General features: G+C 68.4%; 14 protein-coding genes, 2 pseudogenes and 1 riboswitch. Of the genes and pseudogenes, 6 read left to right on the top strand and 10 right to left on the bottom strand.

Features of this window, described 5'->3' with window-relative positions; genetic code table 11:
• Positions 1-322: 322 nt before the first annotated feature.
• From RND78_RS25230 to RND78_RS28525, 4 genes and pseudogenes are all read left to right on the top strand, one after another.
• Positions 323-565: an exodeoxyribonuclease VII small subunit gene (locus RND78_RS25230; RefSeq protein ID WP_312732697.1), complete on the top strand. Its 243-nt coding sequence runs from the start codon at positions 323-325 to the stop codon at positions 563-565.
• A complete protein-coding gene (locus tag RND78_RS25225) occupies positions 562-1,440 on the top strand; it encodes a farnesyl diphosphate synthase (RefSeq protein WP_312732696.1) in 879 nt (292 codons plus the stop codon). Before RND78_RS25230 ends, RND78_RS25225 begins: the two co-directional genes overlap by 4 nt.
• Before the next feature lie 150 nt (positions 1,441-1,590).
• The gene (gene dxs, locus RND78_RS25220) at positions 1,591-3,540 is read left to right on the top strand and encodes a 1-deoxy-D-xylulose-5-phosphate synthase (RefSeq protein ID WP_312732695.1); all 1,950 of its coding nucleotides are present in this window, start codon (positions 1,591-1,593) and stop codon (positions 3,538-3,540) included.
• A gap of 1,771 nt (positions 3,541-5,311) precedes the next feature.
• A pseudogene (locus tag RND78_RS28525) lies at positions 5,312-5,824 on the top strand (methyl-accepting chemotaxis protein); the annotation flags it as partial.
• Here RND78_RS28525 and ribA read toward each other — a convergent pair.
• The 10 genes from ribA to nrdR all read right to left on the bottom strand — a co-directional run bounded on the left by ribA (position 5,825) and on the right by nrdR (position 13,487).
• Positions 5,825-6,445 (bottom strand): GTP cyclohydrolase II, encoded by a 621-nt coding sequence (ribA, locus tag RND78_RS25210; protein ID WP_312732693.1) that lies wholly within the window; start codon positions 6,443-6,445, stop codon positions 5,825-5,827. It lies immediately after the preceding pseudogene.
• 95 nt (positions 6,446-6,540) lie between these two features.
• Positions 6,541-7,173: a TIGR02281 family clan AA aspartic protease gene (locus RND78_RS25205; RefSeq protein WP_312732692.1), complete on the bottom strand. Its 633-nt coding sequence runs from the start codon at positions 7,171-7,173 to the stop codon at positions 6,541-6,543.
• A gap of 26 nt (positions 7,174-7,199) precedes the next feature.
• Entirely contained in the window at positions 7,200-7,709 is a 510-nt protein-coding gene (locus RND78_RS25200; protein WP_312732691.1) for a phosphatidylglycerophosphatase A, read from the bottom strand.
• 22 nt (positions 7,710-7,731) lie between these two features.
• Positions 7,732-8,688: a thiamine-phosphate kinase gene (thiL, locus tag RND78_RS25195; RefSeq protein ID WP_312732690.1), complete on the bottom strand. Its 957-nt coding sequence runs from the start codon at positions 8,686-8,688 to the stop codon at positions 7,732-7,734.
• Positions 8,689-8,703: 15 nt separating this feature from the next.
• The gene (nusB, locus tag RND78_RS25190; RefSeq protein WP_409457128.1) at positions 8,704-9,195 is read right to left on the bottom strand and encodes a transcription antitermination factor NusB; all 492 of its coding nucleotides are present in this window, start codon (positions 9,193-9,195) and stop codon (positions 8,704-8,706) included.
• Positions 9,192-9,668 carry a 6,7-dimethyl-8-ribityllumazine synthase gene (gene ribE / locus RND78_RS25185; protein ID WP_007161209.1) on the bottom strand — a complete coding sequence of 159 codons (477 nt, stop codon included), beginning with the start codon at positions 9,666-9,668 and terminating at the stop codon, positions 9,192-9,194. Before ribE ends, nusB begins: the two co-directional genes overlap by 4 nt.
• A 109-nt stretch (positions 9,669-9,777) precedes the next feature.
• Positions 9,778-10,896, bottom strand: coding sequence for a bifunctional 3,4-dihydroxy-2-butanone-4-phosphate synthase/GTP cyclohydrolase II (gene ribBA / locus RND78_RS25180; protein ID WP_409457127.1), 1,119 nt, complete (start codon positions 10,894-10,896; stop codon positions 9,778-9,780).
• Complete coding sequence (locus RND78_RS25175) at positions 10,877-11,539, bottom strand: riboflavin synthase (protein ID WP_312732688.1); 663 nt, start codon at positions 11,537-11,539, stop codon at positions 10,877-10,879. Before RND78_RS25175 ends, ribBA begins: the two co-directional genes overlap by 20 nt.
• A 142-nt stretch (positions 11,540-11,681) precedes the next feature.
• A riboswitch (FMN riboswitch) is annotated at positions 11,682-11,840 on the bottom strand.
• Between the two features lie 55 nt (positions 11,841-11,895).
• A complete protein-coding gene (gene ribD / locus RND78_RS25170; protein ID WP_312732687.1) occupies positions 11,896-13,020 on the bottom strand; it encodes a bifunctional diaminohydroxyphosphoribosylaminopyrimidine deaminase/5-amino-6-(5-phosphoribosylamino)uracil reductase RibD in 1,125 nt (374 codons plus the stop codon).
• Positions 13,017-13,487, bottom strand: a complete 471-nt coding sequence (nrdR, locus tag RND78_RS25165; protein ID WP_007161213.1) for a transcriptional regulator NrdR — start codon at positions 13,485-13,487, stop codon at positions 13,017-13,019. The genes ribD and nrdR overlap by 4 nt, the downstream gene beginning before the upstream one ends.
• A gap of 179 nt (positions 13,488-13,666) precedes the next feature.
• Here nrdR and RND78_RS25160 point away from each other — a divergent pair, with 179 nt between their 5' ends.
• Both RND78_RS25160 and RND78_RS25155 read left to right on the top strand, forming a co-directional pair.
• Complete coding sequence (locus RND78_RS25160; protein ID WP_312732686.1) at positions 13,667-14,131, top strand: YbaY family lipoprotein; 465 nt, start codon at positions 13,667-13,669, stop codon at positions 14,129-14,131.
• A pseudogene (locus tag RND78_RS25155) lies at positions 14,128-14,776 on the top strand (50S ribosomal protein L11 methyltransferase). The gene RND78_RS25160 and the pseudogene RND78_RS25155 overlap by 4 nt, the downstream one beginning before the upstream one ends.
• The last annotated feature ends 7 nt before the right edge of the window (positions 14,777-14,783 follow it).

The following is a 14,783-nucleotide window of genomic DNA, read 5'->3' as shown; positions in this document are numbered from 1 at the left end:
TTCGAGGATCTTGCGGGCATAGCGCTGCAAGAGAGCGGTGGCGGGTTCCTGGGCGGTCATGGTGGGCTCCTGGGGTGTTTCGTCGGGGCCCAGGAGTCAGAAAGTACAAACCCGCCTCTTGGGCGGGTCTGGTTGCGCAGCTAACGCTGTCCCGCCATCAGGTAATGGCGGTAATAATGCTGGGGCGTTGGGGGCTGCGCTTGGTCATGGCGCTACCCTAGGCCCTGGCCGGCCACGGCGTCAAGCGGCGCCAATGGCTGTGGCACAATGGCTGACCTGTTGCTACCTTCCCGCGATCCGATCGCGTCTGCCGAGAATCCCGATGGCCCGCAAGAAAGCTCCCGACTTCGAACAATCCCTGGCCGAATTGCAGACCCTGGTGGAACGCCTGGAAAGCGGCGAGCTGTCCCTGGAGGACTCCCTCGGCGCCTTCGAACAAGGCATCCGCCTGACCCGTGAATGCCAGGGCGCCCTGGCCCAGGCCGAGCAGAAGGTGCAAATCCTGCTGGAGAAGGACGGCGAGCTCACGGCCGCCCCCTTCGCCCCCACCGGGGACGAGGCATGATCGAGGCCTACCAGCAGCGCTGCCAGGCTCGCGTCGACAGCGCCCTCACGCCCCTCTTCGAAGCGCCGCGTCCAGAGCTCGGTCGGCTTTACGAAGCCATGGCCTACAGCGTCATGGGCGGCGGCAAGCGAGTACGGCCGCTGCTGGTCTATGCCGCCTGCGAGGCCCTGGGCGGCGATCCGGTACGCGCCGACCAGGCAGCCTGCGCAGTGGAGCTGATCCACGCCTATTCCCTGGTGCACGACGACCTACCGGCCATGGACGACGACGACCTGCGCCGCGGCCGGCCCACCACCCACAAGGCCTATGACGAAGCCTGTGCCATCCTCGCCGGTGACGGCCTGCAGACCCTGGCCTTCGAGACCCTGCTGGCAGCACCGCAGGACGCCGCCGTGCGGTTGGAGATGGTCGCCGTGCTGGCCCGCGCCAGCGGTCCGGCGGGCATGGTCGGCGGCCAGGCCATCGACCTGGAGTCGGTCGGTCGACGCATCGACCAGCCGGCGCTGGAAACCATGCATTTGCACAAGACCGGCGCCCTGATCGCCGCCAGTGTCCAGCTCGGCGCCCTCGCCAGTGGTGCCGCCACCGCGACCGACCGTGAGGCCCTGGCCTGCTACGCCCAGGCCATCGGCCTAGCCTTCCAGGTCTGGGACGATGTCCTCGACATAGAGAGCGACACTCAAACGCTGGGCAAACGCCAGGGCGCCGACCTCGCCCGCGACAAACCGACCTATCCGGCGTTGCTCGGCCTGGAGGCCGCCAAGGCCTATGCCCTGGAGCTGTGCGACGGGGCGCTGGCCGCCATCGCGCACCTGGGCGAACGCGCCGAGCCCCTGCGTGCCCTGGCCCGCTATATCGTCGGACGGCGCAGCTGAGCCGCTGCCCGCGGAAAAACTCGAGACCCGGGCCGCATTTGCCACCGGGTCCGTTGTCACAGGGGCATAACAAGACGCCCTACCCGCTGTTGGGATGCCACGCGGGCATCGGGTAAACTGCCTAATTCTCTGCGCAAAGTGATCAGCCAGATGCCCAAGACGTTTCACGAGATTCCCCGCCAGCGTCCCGCGACGCCCCTGCTCGACCGCATCGACTCGCCGCTCCAGCTGCGCCAGCTCGGTGATGCCGAGCTGGAAGCCGTCGCCGACGAACTGCGCGCCTTTCTCCTGTGGACAGTGGGCCAGACCGGTGGTCACTTCGGCGCCGGCCTCGGCGTCATCGAGCTAACCGTCGCCCTGCATTACGTCTTCAACACCCCGGAAGACCGGCTGGTGTGGGATGTCGGCCACCAGGCCTATCCGCACAAGATCCTCACCGGTCGCCGCGAGGGCATGGCCAGCCTGCGCCAGAAGGATGGCCTGGCCGCCTTCCCGCGGCGTAGCGAGAGCGAGTACGACACCTTTGGCGTCGGCCATTCCAGCACCTCCATCGGCGCCGCCCTGGGCATGGCCATCGCCGCCCAGCTGCAGGGCATCGAGCGCAAGTCGGTGGCGGTGATCGGCGACGGCGCCCTGACCGCGGGCATGGCCTTCGAGGCGCTCAATCACGCCTCGGACACCGGCGCCAACATGCTGGTGGTGCTCAACGACAACGACATGTCCATCTCGCGCAACGTCGGCGGCCTGTCCAACTACCTGGCGCGCCTGCTCTCCAGCCGCACCTACCAGCACCTGCGCGAGAACGGCAAGAAGGCCCTTTCCAAGCTGCCCGGCGCCTGGGAAATCGCCCGCCGCACCGAAGAGGCCGCCAAGGGCATGCTGGTCCCCGGCACCCTGTTCGAGGAACTGGGCTGGAACTACATCGGCCCCATCGACGGCCACGACCTGCCGACCCTGGTCACCACCTTGAGCAACCTGCGCGACGCCAAGGGGCCGCAGTTCCTCCACGTGATCACCCGCAAGGGCAAGGGCCTGTCCATCGCCGAGGCCGACCCCATCGGCTACCACGCCATCACCAAGCTGGAGCCGCTGGACGCCAAGCCCAAGCGCCCCGGCGCGCCCAAGTACTCCAACATCTTCGGCGACTGGCTGTGCGACATGGCCGCCGCCGATCCCAAGCTGGTGGGCATCACCCCGGCGATGAAGGAAGGCTCCGACCTGATCCGCTTCGCCGAGCGCTTCCCCGAGCGCTACTTCGACGTGGCCATCGCCGAGCAGCATGCGGTGACCCTGGCCGCCGGCCTGGCCTGCGACGGCATGAAGCCGGTGGTGGCCATCTATTCCACCTTCCTGCAACGCGCCTACGACCAGCTGATCCATGACGTGGCGGTGCAGAACCTGGACGTGCTCTTCGCCATCGACCGCGCCGGTCTGGTGGGCGAAGACGGCCCGACCCACGCCGGCAGCTTCGACCTGGCCTACCTGCGCTGCATCCCCGGCATGGTCATCATGGCGCCCAGCGACGAGAACGAGCTGCGCCGCCTGCTCACCACCGGCTATCGCCACCAGGGCCCGGCCGCGGTGCGCTATCCCCGTGGCAGTGGCCCCAACGCCGCCCTCGATCCGGGCCTGGAACCCCTGCCTATCGGTAAAGGCGTGGTGCGTCGCCAGAGCAGCCTAAAGAATGGCCCCACCGTCGGTTTCCTGGTCTTCGGCGTGCAGCTGGCCGAAGCCCTGCAGGTCGCCGAGGGGCTGGATGCCAGCGTGGCCGACATGAGATTCGTCAAGCCGCTGGACGAGGCGCTGATCCGCCAGTTCGCCGCCGACCACGACCTGCTGGTCACCGTCGAGGAGAACAGCGTCATGGGCGGCGCCGGTAGCGCGGTCAACGAATTCCTGCAGGCCAATGCCCTGGTCCTGCCGGTGCTCAACCTGGGCCTGCCGGATAGCTACATCGAACACGCCAAGCCGGCCGAGATGCTCGCCGAGTGCGGGCTGGACGCTGCCGGCATCGAACGCGCGGTGCGCGAGCGGTTGGCGCTGCTGGACACCACAGCAACCTCCGAGGCACCCCGCCTGGCCCGCGGCGCCTCGGCCTGAGCCGGGCGGCCGCACCGCTGATCCCGCCATCTCGCCGCCTCGTCCAAACCCCTCTAGCTCGGGGTTGAAGCCTCGCTCATGCTAGCCGATAAGGCATTACCCCTATCGGCTGCAAGGACTTGGCTTCATGAGCGACATGGAATTGAGCGGCCAAGAGCGCCGCTGGCTGCCCTGGCTGGGCCGGAATGGTAAGTTCGCCCGCGGCTGGGCCTGTCTGCGTAATGGGGGTCGCCAGGCCCGCCTGGGAAAGACCTTCACCGGCCTGGCCAATACCCGGCGGGACCTGCTGCTGTCCTGGACGCAAAGGCACTGGCAGCAGTTGCAACGTATCGCCGCCATGCTCGAAGCCGATTGGCCGAATCTCGATCCGCGTAGCCTGGACGAATCCCTGGCGCACCTCTCCAGTGCCTCGGAACTCTTCGTGGTGGACGCCCACGGCCTGATCCTCGCCTCCACCGCACGCCAGCGCCAGGGCAGCCGCCACGACGGCCAAGCCCTCGCCCGCGGCCTGCAGGGGCCCTTCCTGCAAGGCCCCTATCGCGACCCGGTCACCCTTGCCCTGGGGCCGACCACCTCGGCCTTCCATGACGCCGTCACCCTCATGTTCCACCAGCCGCTGCGCCAGGCAGGCCGGCCGCTGGGCTGCCTCTGCCTGCGCCTGCCCAACGACGTGCTCAGCGATCTTATCCAGCGTGAAGCGGGCCACGTCTTCCCGGATTCCGGCGACAACTATCTGTTCATGATCAAGGCCGTCGCCGATCCCAGCATCGCCGCGGGAACGGCGCTGTCGCGCTCGCGCTTCGAAGACGCCACCTTCACCGCCGGTGACAACCTCAAACAGGGGGTGGCGACGCCCTTCGGCACGGTCCGGGTGCGCGAACACACCGAATTCGAACTGAAGTTCACCGCGCCGGCGACCAGGGAGCTGCATCCCGGGGTACGCGAGACCATCCGCAAGGGCCGCAACCTCTTCGTCACCTATCCCGGCTACTCCGACTACCGCCACGTCCCGGTGATAGGCGCCGGCCTCACCCTGCAACTACCGGGTTCGCCGGACACCTGGGGCCTGCTCTGCGAGGCCGATCTGGAGGAAGCCTACCGTGGCGGCAGCCTGACCCAGCACCTGCTGCTCGGCGCCTTGTTGCTGGCGGGCGGTGCCTGGGGCCTGCAGGCCGCCCTGAGCCTCTGGCAACCGGCCTGGCAGGGTGCCTTCGCCCTGGGTAGTGCGGGCCTCGCCGCCCTGCTCTACGCCTCTCTGGTGGTGGCGCCCTGCACCCGCCGCCTGCGCAGGCTCTGCGACTTCTTCCTGGACATCGCCGAATGCGGCGGCAGTCTCGAACAACGCCTAGATCGGCAAGGCTTCCGCGCTGACGAAGCCGGCGAACTGGCCACCTGGATCAACAGCTTCGTCGACCGACTGGACAATTCGCTGCAGACCGTCAAGCACGTCACCCAGACCCTCGGCAAGGACGCCGAAGGCCTCCAACGCGGTGCCCAGCACGCCAGCCAGGAGGCCGAGCAGCAGCGCCAGGCGGCGGAGGCCAATGCCAAGGCCATGCAGGCGATGCTCCAGGGCAGCCAGGAGATGGCCACCCACGTGCGTGACAGCAGCGGCCTGTCGGTCCGCGCCCGTAGTGGTAGCGACCATGGCAACCTGCTGGTGGGCCAGGTGGCCCGTGACCTGGAGACCCTCGACGGCACCATAGGCACGTCCGCCGGGACCATTAGCGCGCTGAACGAACAGACCCATGCCGTACGGCATGTCACCGATACCATTCGTGGCATCGCCGAGCAGACCAATCTGCTGGCGCTCAACGCCGCCATCGAGGCGGCCCGCGCCGGTGATCAGGGCCGTGGCTTTGCCGTGGTGGCCGACGAGGTGCGCCGCCTGGCCAACCACTCGGCGGACTCGACCCGCGAGATCGCCAGCATTCTCGACCAGATCCGCGCCCTGTCGGAACAGGCGGTGGCCGCCATGCAGCGTTGCAAGGAAGACGCCCAGACCTCACGCAGTCGCTCGGACCAGGCCCAGGAAGCGCTCGGCGCCATCGACCGCGATGTCGGCCTGCTGCAGGAACACCTGACGCAGATCAGCCATACCCTGGAAAGCCTGGATGCCAGCGGCAACCAGCTGCAGGTACGCACCGAGGCCAGCCTGGACCAGGCCCGGCGCAGCGCCGACCTGGCCCAGGCCACCCTGGGTGCCAGCCGCAACGTGGATCAGCAGGTACTGGAACTGCAGGAAGCCGCGCAGCGCCTGGAGCCGGCGCGCACGACCGGTTGATCAGGACTCGGCAGTCTCTTCGTTCTGATGCAGATTGCCGAGCATATGGCCGAGCTTGCCGGCCTTGGTCAGCAGATAGCGCCGATTGTGCGGATTGAGACCTTCCTGCAGAGGCACCCGCTCGGCCACTGGAATGCCCAGGGCCTCGAGCGCCTTGACCTTGCGCGGATTGTTGGTCATCAGCCGCAGCGAGGTCACACCGAGATGTTCCAGCATCGGCTGGCACAGGGCGTAGGTCCGCTGGTCGGCGCCGAAGCCCAGGCGTTCGTTGGCCTCCACCGTATCGGCACCGGCATCCTGCAGCTCGTAGGCGCGGATCTTGTTGAGCAGGCCGATGCCCCGCCCTTCCTGGCGCAGGTAGAGCAGCACCCCACGCCCGGCTTCGGCGATGGCACGCAGCGCCGCCTCCAGCTGGAAGCCGCAATCGCATCTCAGGCTGAACAGGGCGTCGCCGGTCAGGCACTCGGAATGCAGGCGGCCCAGCACCGGCTCGCCATCGGCCACGTCACCGAAGGTCAGGGCGACGTGTTCCTTGCCATCGGTCTCATCGAGGAAACCGTGCATGGTGAACAGGCCGAAGGGGGTGGGTAGTTGGGAGGCGGCGACAAAGACGACGGACACCTGCGGGCTCCTGGCGGGGAAAGACGTACATTGTAACCTTTTCCCCCGGCCCGGCGTCATCGCCAGGGGTTATGACGACGACACGTCGCGATCTATCAACGCGCCTGGACGTAGAAGATGCCCTGGGCCTCGCGCCAGCCGACGCGATTGAGGAAGCTCATGCCCAGCAGGCCCTGGCTGGGATAGTTGCCTTCCAGCACCATGGCCTCTACCCCGAGCACCTCGATATCGCCCAGGCGGACCTGGTTGAGGGTGGTCCGCCAGGCGCGGGAATGACCGCTGGCGGTCTCCACCCAGCCTGGCGTGCCATCGCGATACTTGATGCCCAGCTGGTCGGCCTGGGCGCCGCTCAGGGCGACGCTGGTGGCACCGGTATCCACCAGCAGGGCCACCGAGCGGCCATTGATGCTGGCGGTGACCTGGTAATGACCATTGTTGCTGCGCGGCACGCTGAATTCGCGGCGCTGGGGCGCGCTGTAGCCGTCGCTGTATTCACGGTCGAGGGTGAACGCCTGGGTGCGCCCGGCGATGCGCAACACCGCCTGCTGGGAATCCGCGCTGACCACCTCGATGTCGTCCAGACGCTGCCCGACCTTGAGCAGCTTGCGCTGGCCATTGACGTTGACCACCGCCGCGCCGTTGAACAAGCCCACGACTCTGACCTGGGTCTGCGCCCAGGCGAACGTACTGACGGCCAGCAGGAGGCCGCAGGTACCGAGTCTTTTCACGCCCTGCTCCTTGGGCCTGTGTCCCGTCAGCCGACGAGATGACCCCAACCCAGATGTAGTCCCTGAACCACCAGCCAGGCGAGGATGCCGGCCAGTACATCGTCGACCATGATGCCGACACCGCCGCGGACATTGACATCCAGCCAGCGGATTGGCCAGGGCTTGCAGATGTCTAGTACGCGAAAGGCGACGAAACCCACCAGCAGCCAGATCAACCCCGGTGGCGCCAGCCAGAAGGTGATCCAGATGCCGACCATCTCGTCCCAGACGATGCCTTCGTGGTCGTGCACACCCAGCTCCCGGGCCACCTTGCCGCACAGCCAGCAGCCGAACAGGGTCAGGGCCACCAGCAACAGCGGATAGCTCCAGCCGGTGAGCAGCTGCCACAGCGGCACGAAGGGCAAGGCGATCAGTGAGCCCCAGGTACCGGGCGCCTTGGGCAGGGTGCCGGAGCCCAGGCCGAAGGCCAGGAAGTGCCAGGGATCGCGCCAGACCGACAGGAGGACCGGCTGGGCGGGGGCTTGGTGTTCGCTCAAGGAAGGACTCCGCGCCAGGGCGCTAGAAATGTTGGAAACCGGTGTGTATCGGGGTCAGCGGCTGACCGTCGGCAGCGAGCACCGTGACGCCACTGCCCGCCTCGACCCGGCCGATCACCCGCGCCTCGGGCCAGGCGGCGGCCAGGGCCGGCGCCTGCTCCGCTGGCAGGGTGAAGACCAGCAGATAGTCGTCGCCCGCGCCCAGGGCCAGGCGCAGAACCTCGTCGGCCGGAAACAGCTCGGCCAGCGCCGGACTCACCGGCAGCCGGGCCGTCTCCACCACCAGCCGTACCCCGGAGGCAGCGGCGACATGACCGCAATCGGCCACCAGGCCGTCGGAGACGTCCTGGGCTGCCGTCGCCCGCCCGCGCAGCCAGAGGCCGAGGGCGAATTGCGGCTGGGGTGCCCAGTAGCGTTCCAGCAGGTGCTGACTGGCTGCACCAGCCAAAGGACGCTGGCCGAGGACGAAGGGCAAGGCCCCACCGGCTTCACCGGGCGCACCGCCCAGGCACAGCAGATCGCCCGGCCGGGCACCGCTGCGCAAGAGCGCCTGCCCGGCCGGCACTCGGCCGAACACCGTGAGGGTGAGGGACAACGGCCCGCGAGTGGTATCGCCACCGACCAGGCGCAGCTCGCACTGTTCGGCCATCTGCGCGAGCCCCGCGGCCAGCCCTTCCAGCCAGGCCGGCTCGACGGACGGCAGGGTCAGCGCCAGGGTGAAGCCCAGCGGTGCGGCGCCCATGGCGGCCAGGTCGCTGGCGCTCACCGCCAGGGCGCGCTGGCCGAGGCCATGGGCATCCGGGCAGGGATCGGGAAAGTGCACCCCGGCGGTCAGGGTATCGGTGGACACCGCCAGTTGCTCACCCGGGGCGAGCGACAGCAGGGCGCAGTCGTCCCCGATGCCCAGCGCCACGCCGGGACCGCCACGGGCGCAGGGCGCCGCGGCGAAATAACGACGGATGAGTTCGAATTCACCCATGCCGGCGCAAGCGACTCAGCGCTTGCCGCGCAACTCGGCGCTGCGCAGCTTGGGCGCCAGCTTGTCCAGCACGCCGTTGACGAACTTGTGGCCGTCGGTGGCGCCGAAGATCTTGGCCATCTCGATGCCCTCGTTGATCACCACGCGATAGGGCACATCGATGCGCTTGAGCAATTCGTAGCAGGACAGCCGCAACACGGCCAGCTCGACCGGGTCCACCTCGTTCATGGCGCGGTCCAGGCAGGGCAGGATCAAACCATCGATCTCGCCCTTGTTAGCCGGTACGCCATGCAGGATTTCATGGAAGTAGGCGCCGTCGACCTTGGCGAAATCGTTGTCGACGCGAAACTGCGCCTCGATCTCGTTGATCGCCTGGCCCGCCATGTGCCACTGGTACAGCGCCTGGACCGACAGGCTGCGCGCTTCGCGGCGGGCAGCCAGTTTGCCGGTGGGGGCCTTCTTGCCTGCGGGCTTGCCAGCCGCGGGCGGAGTCAGATCGCCGCTCACTTGGCCTCCAGCTGCGCCAGCAGGCTGACCATTTCCAGAGCGGACAGGGCCGCTTCGGCGCCCTTGTTGCCGGCCTTGGTGCCGGAACGCTCGATGGCCTGCTCGATGGAATCGACGGTCAGGACGCCGAAGGACACCGGGACGCCGAATTCCATGGAAACCTGGGCCAGGCCCTTGGTGCACTCGCCGGCCACGTATTCGAAGTGGGGGGTGCCGCCACGGATGACCGCGCCGAGGGCGATGATGGCGTCGAATTCGTCGCGCTGGGCGATCTTCTGCACCGCCAGCGGGATCTCGAAGGCGCCGGGGACGCGGATGATGGTCAGGTCGTCCGGCTTGATGCCGTGGCGCACCAGGGCGTCGATCGCGCCCTGCAGCAGGCTCTCGACGACGAAGCTGTTGAAACGGCCGACCACCAGGGCGAAGCGGCCCTGGGGAGCGATGAAGGTGCCTTCAAAGGTCTTGATGTTCATGTGCGGGTCCAGTTGTCAAAGAGCCGGACGGCCGGCAGCGCCAGGCCGTCCGTGGAAATCCAGGTGAAGCGCGCCACACCACCCGGGCGAGGCACGCCAGGCGGAAGGGTCATTCTTCAGGAGGCAGATAGTCTACTACTTCCAGGTCGAAGCCGGATATGGCGTTGAACTTCATCGGCGAGCTGAGCAGGCGCATCTGACGAATGCCCAGGTCGCGCAGGATCTGCGAACCGGCACCGACGGTACTGTAGGTGGACAGCGCCTTGGGCACCGGCAGCGGTTCGCGCAGGTGCGCCAGCAGGTCGTCGCCCTCGATCGAGTGACCGAGCAGCAGCACCACGCCGGTGCCCTCGCGGGCCACGCGCTCCATGGCGCCACGCAGACTCCAGCGACCCGGTTGCTGCACCTGCAGCAGGTCGCGCAGGGGGTCCATGTTGTGCACCCGCACCAGCGGCAACTCCTGGCCGGCCAGGTCGCCCCGGATCAGCGCCAGGTGGACGTCGCCCTCCACCTCGTCGCGGTAGGTCACCAGCTTGAACGGGCCGAGTTCGGTCTCCAGCTGCTGCTCGTCGATGCGCTTGACGGTGTGCTCGTGGAGCAGGCGGTAGTGGATGAGGTCGGCGATGGTGCCGACCTTGAGGCCGTGTTGCTCGGCGAAGGCTTCGAGTTCGTCACGACGGGCCATGGTGCCATCATCGTTCATCACCTCGCAGATCACCCCGCTCTCGGCGAAACCGGCCATGCGCGCCAGGTCGCAGGCGGCTTCGGTATGGCCGGCACGGGCCAGCACGCCACCGGGCTGGGCCATCAGCGGGAACATGTGGCCGGGGCTGACCACGTCGCCGGGCTTGGCGTCCTTGGCGATGGCCGCCTGCACGGTACGCGCGCGGTCGGCGGCAGAGATGCCGGTGCTGATGCCCTCGGCGGCCTCGATGGAGACGGTGAACTTGGTGCCGAAGCCGGAGGCGTTGCGGCTGGCCATCATCGGCAGGTTGAGGCGCTCGCAGAGGCCCTTGCTCATGGGCATGCAGATCAGCCCGCGGGCGTGGCGGGCCATGAAGTTGATGTGCTCGGCGGTGACGCATTCGGAGGCGATGATGATGTCGCCTTCGTTCTCGCGGTCCTCGTCGTCCATGAGGATGACCATCTTGCCCGCGCGGATGTCCTGGATGATGTCTTCGATGCTGGAAAGTGCCACGGTGTCGTCCTTAGCGCTGCAGATAGCCATGTTCGGCGAGAAAGTTTTCGGTGAGGCCGCCCTTGCTGGATTCGGCGGCCTTGTCGCCCAGCAGCAGGCGCTCCAGGTAGCGGGCCAGCAGGTCCACCTCCAGGTTCACCCGGCGACCAGGACGGTAGTCGGCCATGATGGTCTCGCCGAGGGTGTGGGGGACGATGGTCAGCTCGAACTCGGCGCCGTCCACCGCGTTCACCGTGAGGCTGACGCCATCCACGGTGATGGAGCCCTTGAGCGCGATGTAGCGCGCCAGCTCGGCCGGGGCGCGCAGGCGGAATTGCACGGCGCGGGCGTTATCGGCGCGGGAGACCACTTCGCCGAGGCCGTCCACGTGGCCGCTGACCAGGTGACCGCCGAGACGGCTGGTGGGCATCAGCGCCTTCTCCAGGTTGACCCGGCTGCCGGGCTTGAGGCCGCCCAGGCTGGTGAGGCTCAGGGTCTCGCGACTGACGTCGGCCCAGAAGCCATCGCCAGGCAGTTCCACGGCGGTGAGGCAGACCCCGTTGACGGCGATGCTGTCGCCGAGCTTGACGTCGGCCAGGTCGAGCTTGCCGGTGGCGACATAGAGGCGCACGTCCCCGCCCTTGGGCGTGAGGGCGCGAATCTCGCCGAGGGCTTCGATGATTCCGGTAAACATCAGCTCAGGCCTCCAAGAGGCGGAGCCGAAAAGGCAGTGCAGCTAGACATCGACGAACTCCTGTTTCGGTGAAAAAACAGGGCGCACGGACAGAAGGGAAATCAGACGGACGAGGGGCTCGCACCCCTGCCAGGCGAGGCTATCCCGTTCTCTCTCATCCGGACTATGACCGTCGGCCCCGGAATCCAACCGGGTCTGCTGACCTCCCCCACCACAGAGGGCGAAGGAGCGCTCGCGGGCTCGTCCCGACCACTCCGGCTTTACCGCCGGTGGGGAATTGCACCCCGCCCTGAGAACTTGCCACTCCAAGGTGGCGCAGGTTTTGTAACACAGTTGCAGCCAGGGGGCCAGGGGCGTCAGGTGTCGCGCAGGGGGCGGGCGATCAGGTGCAGGTCTGCGCCCACCGGCGTGGTACTGACGATCCTGAGCTGCGGCGCCTCGGCCAGGTGCTCGAGCGACCAGTCCAGCAGCGGCCGGGCGCTGGAGCCGAGGAACCTGGGCGCGAGGAACAGGTGATATTCGTCGACCAGCCCGGCCTGGGCGAAGGCACCGGCCAGACGCGGGCCGGCTTCCACCAGGACGTCGTTGACCTGCTCCGTACCCAGGCGGGTCAGCAGGGCCGCCAGGTCGACCTGACCGGTAGCCCTCGGGAGCGCCAGGTAGTCATGGCCGGCCGCGGCATAACCGGGAGCGTCCAGGGCAATGCCCGCGACCCGCGCCGCGCCGGCCTGGAAGAAAGGCGCCGTCAGCGGCACCCGGCCGCGGCCATCGACCAGCAATCGCTGCGGCGTACGCAGGGTGGCCAGGTCCAGGTCCTCGCCGGTCAGGCCCAATTCACTCGGACGAACGGTGAGCCGGGCGCCGTCGGCCAGCACGGTATCGGCGCCGGTGATCACCACGCCCGCCTCGGCACGCAGTCGCTGGACGCTCTGGCGCGCCACCGGACCGGTGATCCACTGGCTTTCACCATTGGCCATGGCGGTCCGGCCATCCAGACTCAGCGCCAGCTTGACCCGCACGAAGGGCCGCCCGGTCAGCATGCGCTGGATGAATCCGGCATTGAGGGCTCGCGCCTCGGCCTCCAGCACCCCGGCGCGGGTGGCGATACCGGCGGCGGCGAGACGCGCGAGGCCACGGCCGGCCACCAGCGGATTGGGATCGGTCATGGCTGCCACCACCTCGGCCACGCCAGCCGCGACCAGGGCATCGGCGCAAGGCGGCGTGCGGCCATGGTGGCTACAGGGCTCCAGGGTGACATAGGCGGTGGCGCCGCGCGCGGCCTCGCCCGCCTGGCGCAGGGCGTGCACCTCGGCATGGGGCTCGCCGGCCTGGCGATGCCAACCCTCGCCCACCACCTGGCCGGCGCGGACGATCACGCAGCCGACCCGCGGATTGGGCGCCGTGCTGTAGCGTCCGAGCGCCGCCAGGGCCAGGGCGCGCGCCATCCAGAATTCGTCATTCATCCCGTTGGCGGCGCTCATACCGGCTGCTTGCCCGGGTCTTGGGCCAGGCGCTCGATCTCGTCGCGGAATTCGGCCAGGTCCTGGAATTGCCGATAGACCGAGGCGAAGCGGATGTAGGCCACCTGGTCCAGCTTGCGCAGCTCGTCCATCACCAGCTCGCCCACCACCCGGGAACGGATCTCCCGCTCGCCGGTGGCGCGCAGCCGATGCTTGATCAGGGCGATGGCCTCTTCCAGGCGCTCCACACTCACCGGCCGCTTTTCCAGCGCACGTTGCATGCCGGCGCGCAGCTTGTCCTCGTCGAAGGGCTGGCGGGTGCCGTCCTGCTTGATCAGCCGCGGCAGCACCAGCTCGGCGGTCTCGAAGGTGGTGAAGCGTTCCTGGCAGGCCAGACACTCACGCCTCCGGCGCACCTGCTCGCCGGCCGCAACCAGCCGGGAATCCGTGACCTTGGTGTCGTGGGCGCCGCAGAAGGGACAATGCATGGGAGGGTCGACCGCCGGAAGGGAAAGCCCTCATGGTACCCGATCACCCCCTGCCGGGAACCTCCGGGTGCCGGACGAATCGACAGCCAGGGGCCGCCGAGCTATAAGAGCGCCCTGTGTTCGACGACCTCCCCAGCCTCCCGTGCAGCCCTCGCCGGCCGCGACCTCCGGATCCCGCCATGACCCCACGCGTCCTCCTGCCCCTGCTGTTCACCGGTCTGCTCGCGGCCTGCTCCAGCCCACCCGAAGCTACCCCGCCGCAGCCCACCACCCCGGCCGACGAGCCGGTACCGGTAGCCGGCGCGCCGACCCCGGCCAATCTGCGCGAGATCTCCGGCGTCCTGCGCAATGCCCAGGGGCTGGTTCCGGCCGGCGCCCAGGTGGAGATCGCCCTGCTGGCAGTCAACGCCAAGGGGCTGCCGCAGCGACTGCTGGCCAGCGAGACGGTGACCGGCAAGGGCGCGCCCCTGGCGTTCCGCCTACCCTTCAATCCCGAGATCTTTCCCACCCGCCCGGATCTCAAGGTGGAATTCCACGCCCGCCTGATCCAGGCTGGTCAGTTGGCCAGCTATCTACCGCCGGTGAATGTCGGCGGACCGACCACGCAAAATCTGGGCGAACTGGTGCTGAACCAGAGTCCGTGACGCCCCCTGCCGACCTCGCCGTCGCGCTGACGGCCCTGCTGGACGACGCCCGCCTCTCCCTGCAGGCATTGCCCGACAGCGACCTGTCGCTGTGGCTGATCGATCCGGCCAACATGGCGCGGGCCTTTTCCCCCGCGGAAACCCAGCGCCTGCTGGAGGCACCGCCCTACTGGGCCTTCTGCTGGGCCAGCGGTCTAGCGCTGGCGCGCTGGATCGCCGCCCATCCCGAGCACATCGCCGGGCGCCAGGTGCTGGATTTCGGCAGTGGCTCGGGCGTCGCTGGACTCGCCGCGGCCCGGGCCGGGGCCGCGCGAGTGATCTGCTGCGACCTCGATCCCCTGGCACTCGCAGCCTGTCGTGCCAATGCCCGGGCCAACGCTGTGCAAATCGAGACGCTGGACGATCTGCACGCCAGCACCGAGCGCTTCGGAGCTCATCCTGGCGGCCGACGTCCTCTACGACCGCGCCAACCTGCCCTTGCTGGATCTCCTGCAGGCTCGCACCGAGATGATGTTGCTGGCCGATTCGCGGATCCGCGACCTCGCCCACCCCGGTTTCACCCGGATCGCCGAACTCCAGGCCTGCACCCTGCCCGATCTCGCCGAGCCGGACGAATTCAGCCGCGTGGCGCTCTACCAGGGCTGAACCGGCC

Source organism: Pseudomonas oryzihabitans (genome assembly GCF_032027545.1).
GTDB lineage: Bacteria > Pseudomonadota > Gammaproteobacteria > Pseudomonadales > Pseudomonadaceae > Chryseomonas > Chryseomonas oryzihabitans_F.
Note: the sequence above shows the minus strand (reverse complement) of the source record. Positions and strands in the feature narration are given on the sequence as shown.

Coding starts and splice junctions, on each gene's coding strand:
- RND78_RS25230 (WP_312732697.1), top strand. CDS start 323: ATGGCCCGCAAGAAAGCTCCCGACTTCGAACAATCCCTGGCCGAATTG.
- RND78_RS25225 (WP_312732696.1), top strand. CDS start 562: ATGATCGAGGCCTACCAGCAGCGCTGCCAGGCTCGCGTCGACAGCGCC.
- dxs (WP_312732695.1), top strand. CDS start 1,591: ATGCCCAAGACGTTTCACGAGATTCCCCGCCAGCGTCCCGCGACGCCC.
- thiL (WP_312732690.1), bottom strand. CDS start 8,688: ATGGGTGAATTCGAACTCATCCGTCGTTATTTCGCCGCGGCGCCCTGC.
- ribE (WP_007161209.1), bottom strand. CDS start 9,668: ATGAACATCAAGACCTTTGAAGGCACCTTCATCGCTCCCCAGGGCCGC.
- ribBA (WP_409457127.1), bottom strand. CDS start 10,896: ATGGCTATCTGCAGCGCTAAGGACGACACCGTGGCACTTTCCAGCATC.
- RND78_RS25175 (WP_312732688.1), bottom strand. CDS start 11,539: ATGTTTACCGGAATCATCGAAGCCCTCGGCGAGATTCGCGCCCTCACG.
- ribD (WP_312732687.1), bottom strand. CDS start 13,020: ATGAGCGCCGCCAACGGGATGAATGACGAATTCTGGATGGCGCGCGCC.
- nrdR (WP_007161213.1), bottom strand. CDS start 13,487: ATGCATTGTCCCTTCTGCGGCGCCCACGACACCAAGGTCACGGATTCC.
- RND78_RS25160 (WP_312732686.1), top strand. CDS start 13,667: ATGACCCCACGCGTCCTCCTGCCCCTGCTGTTCACCGGTCTGCTCGCG.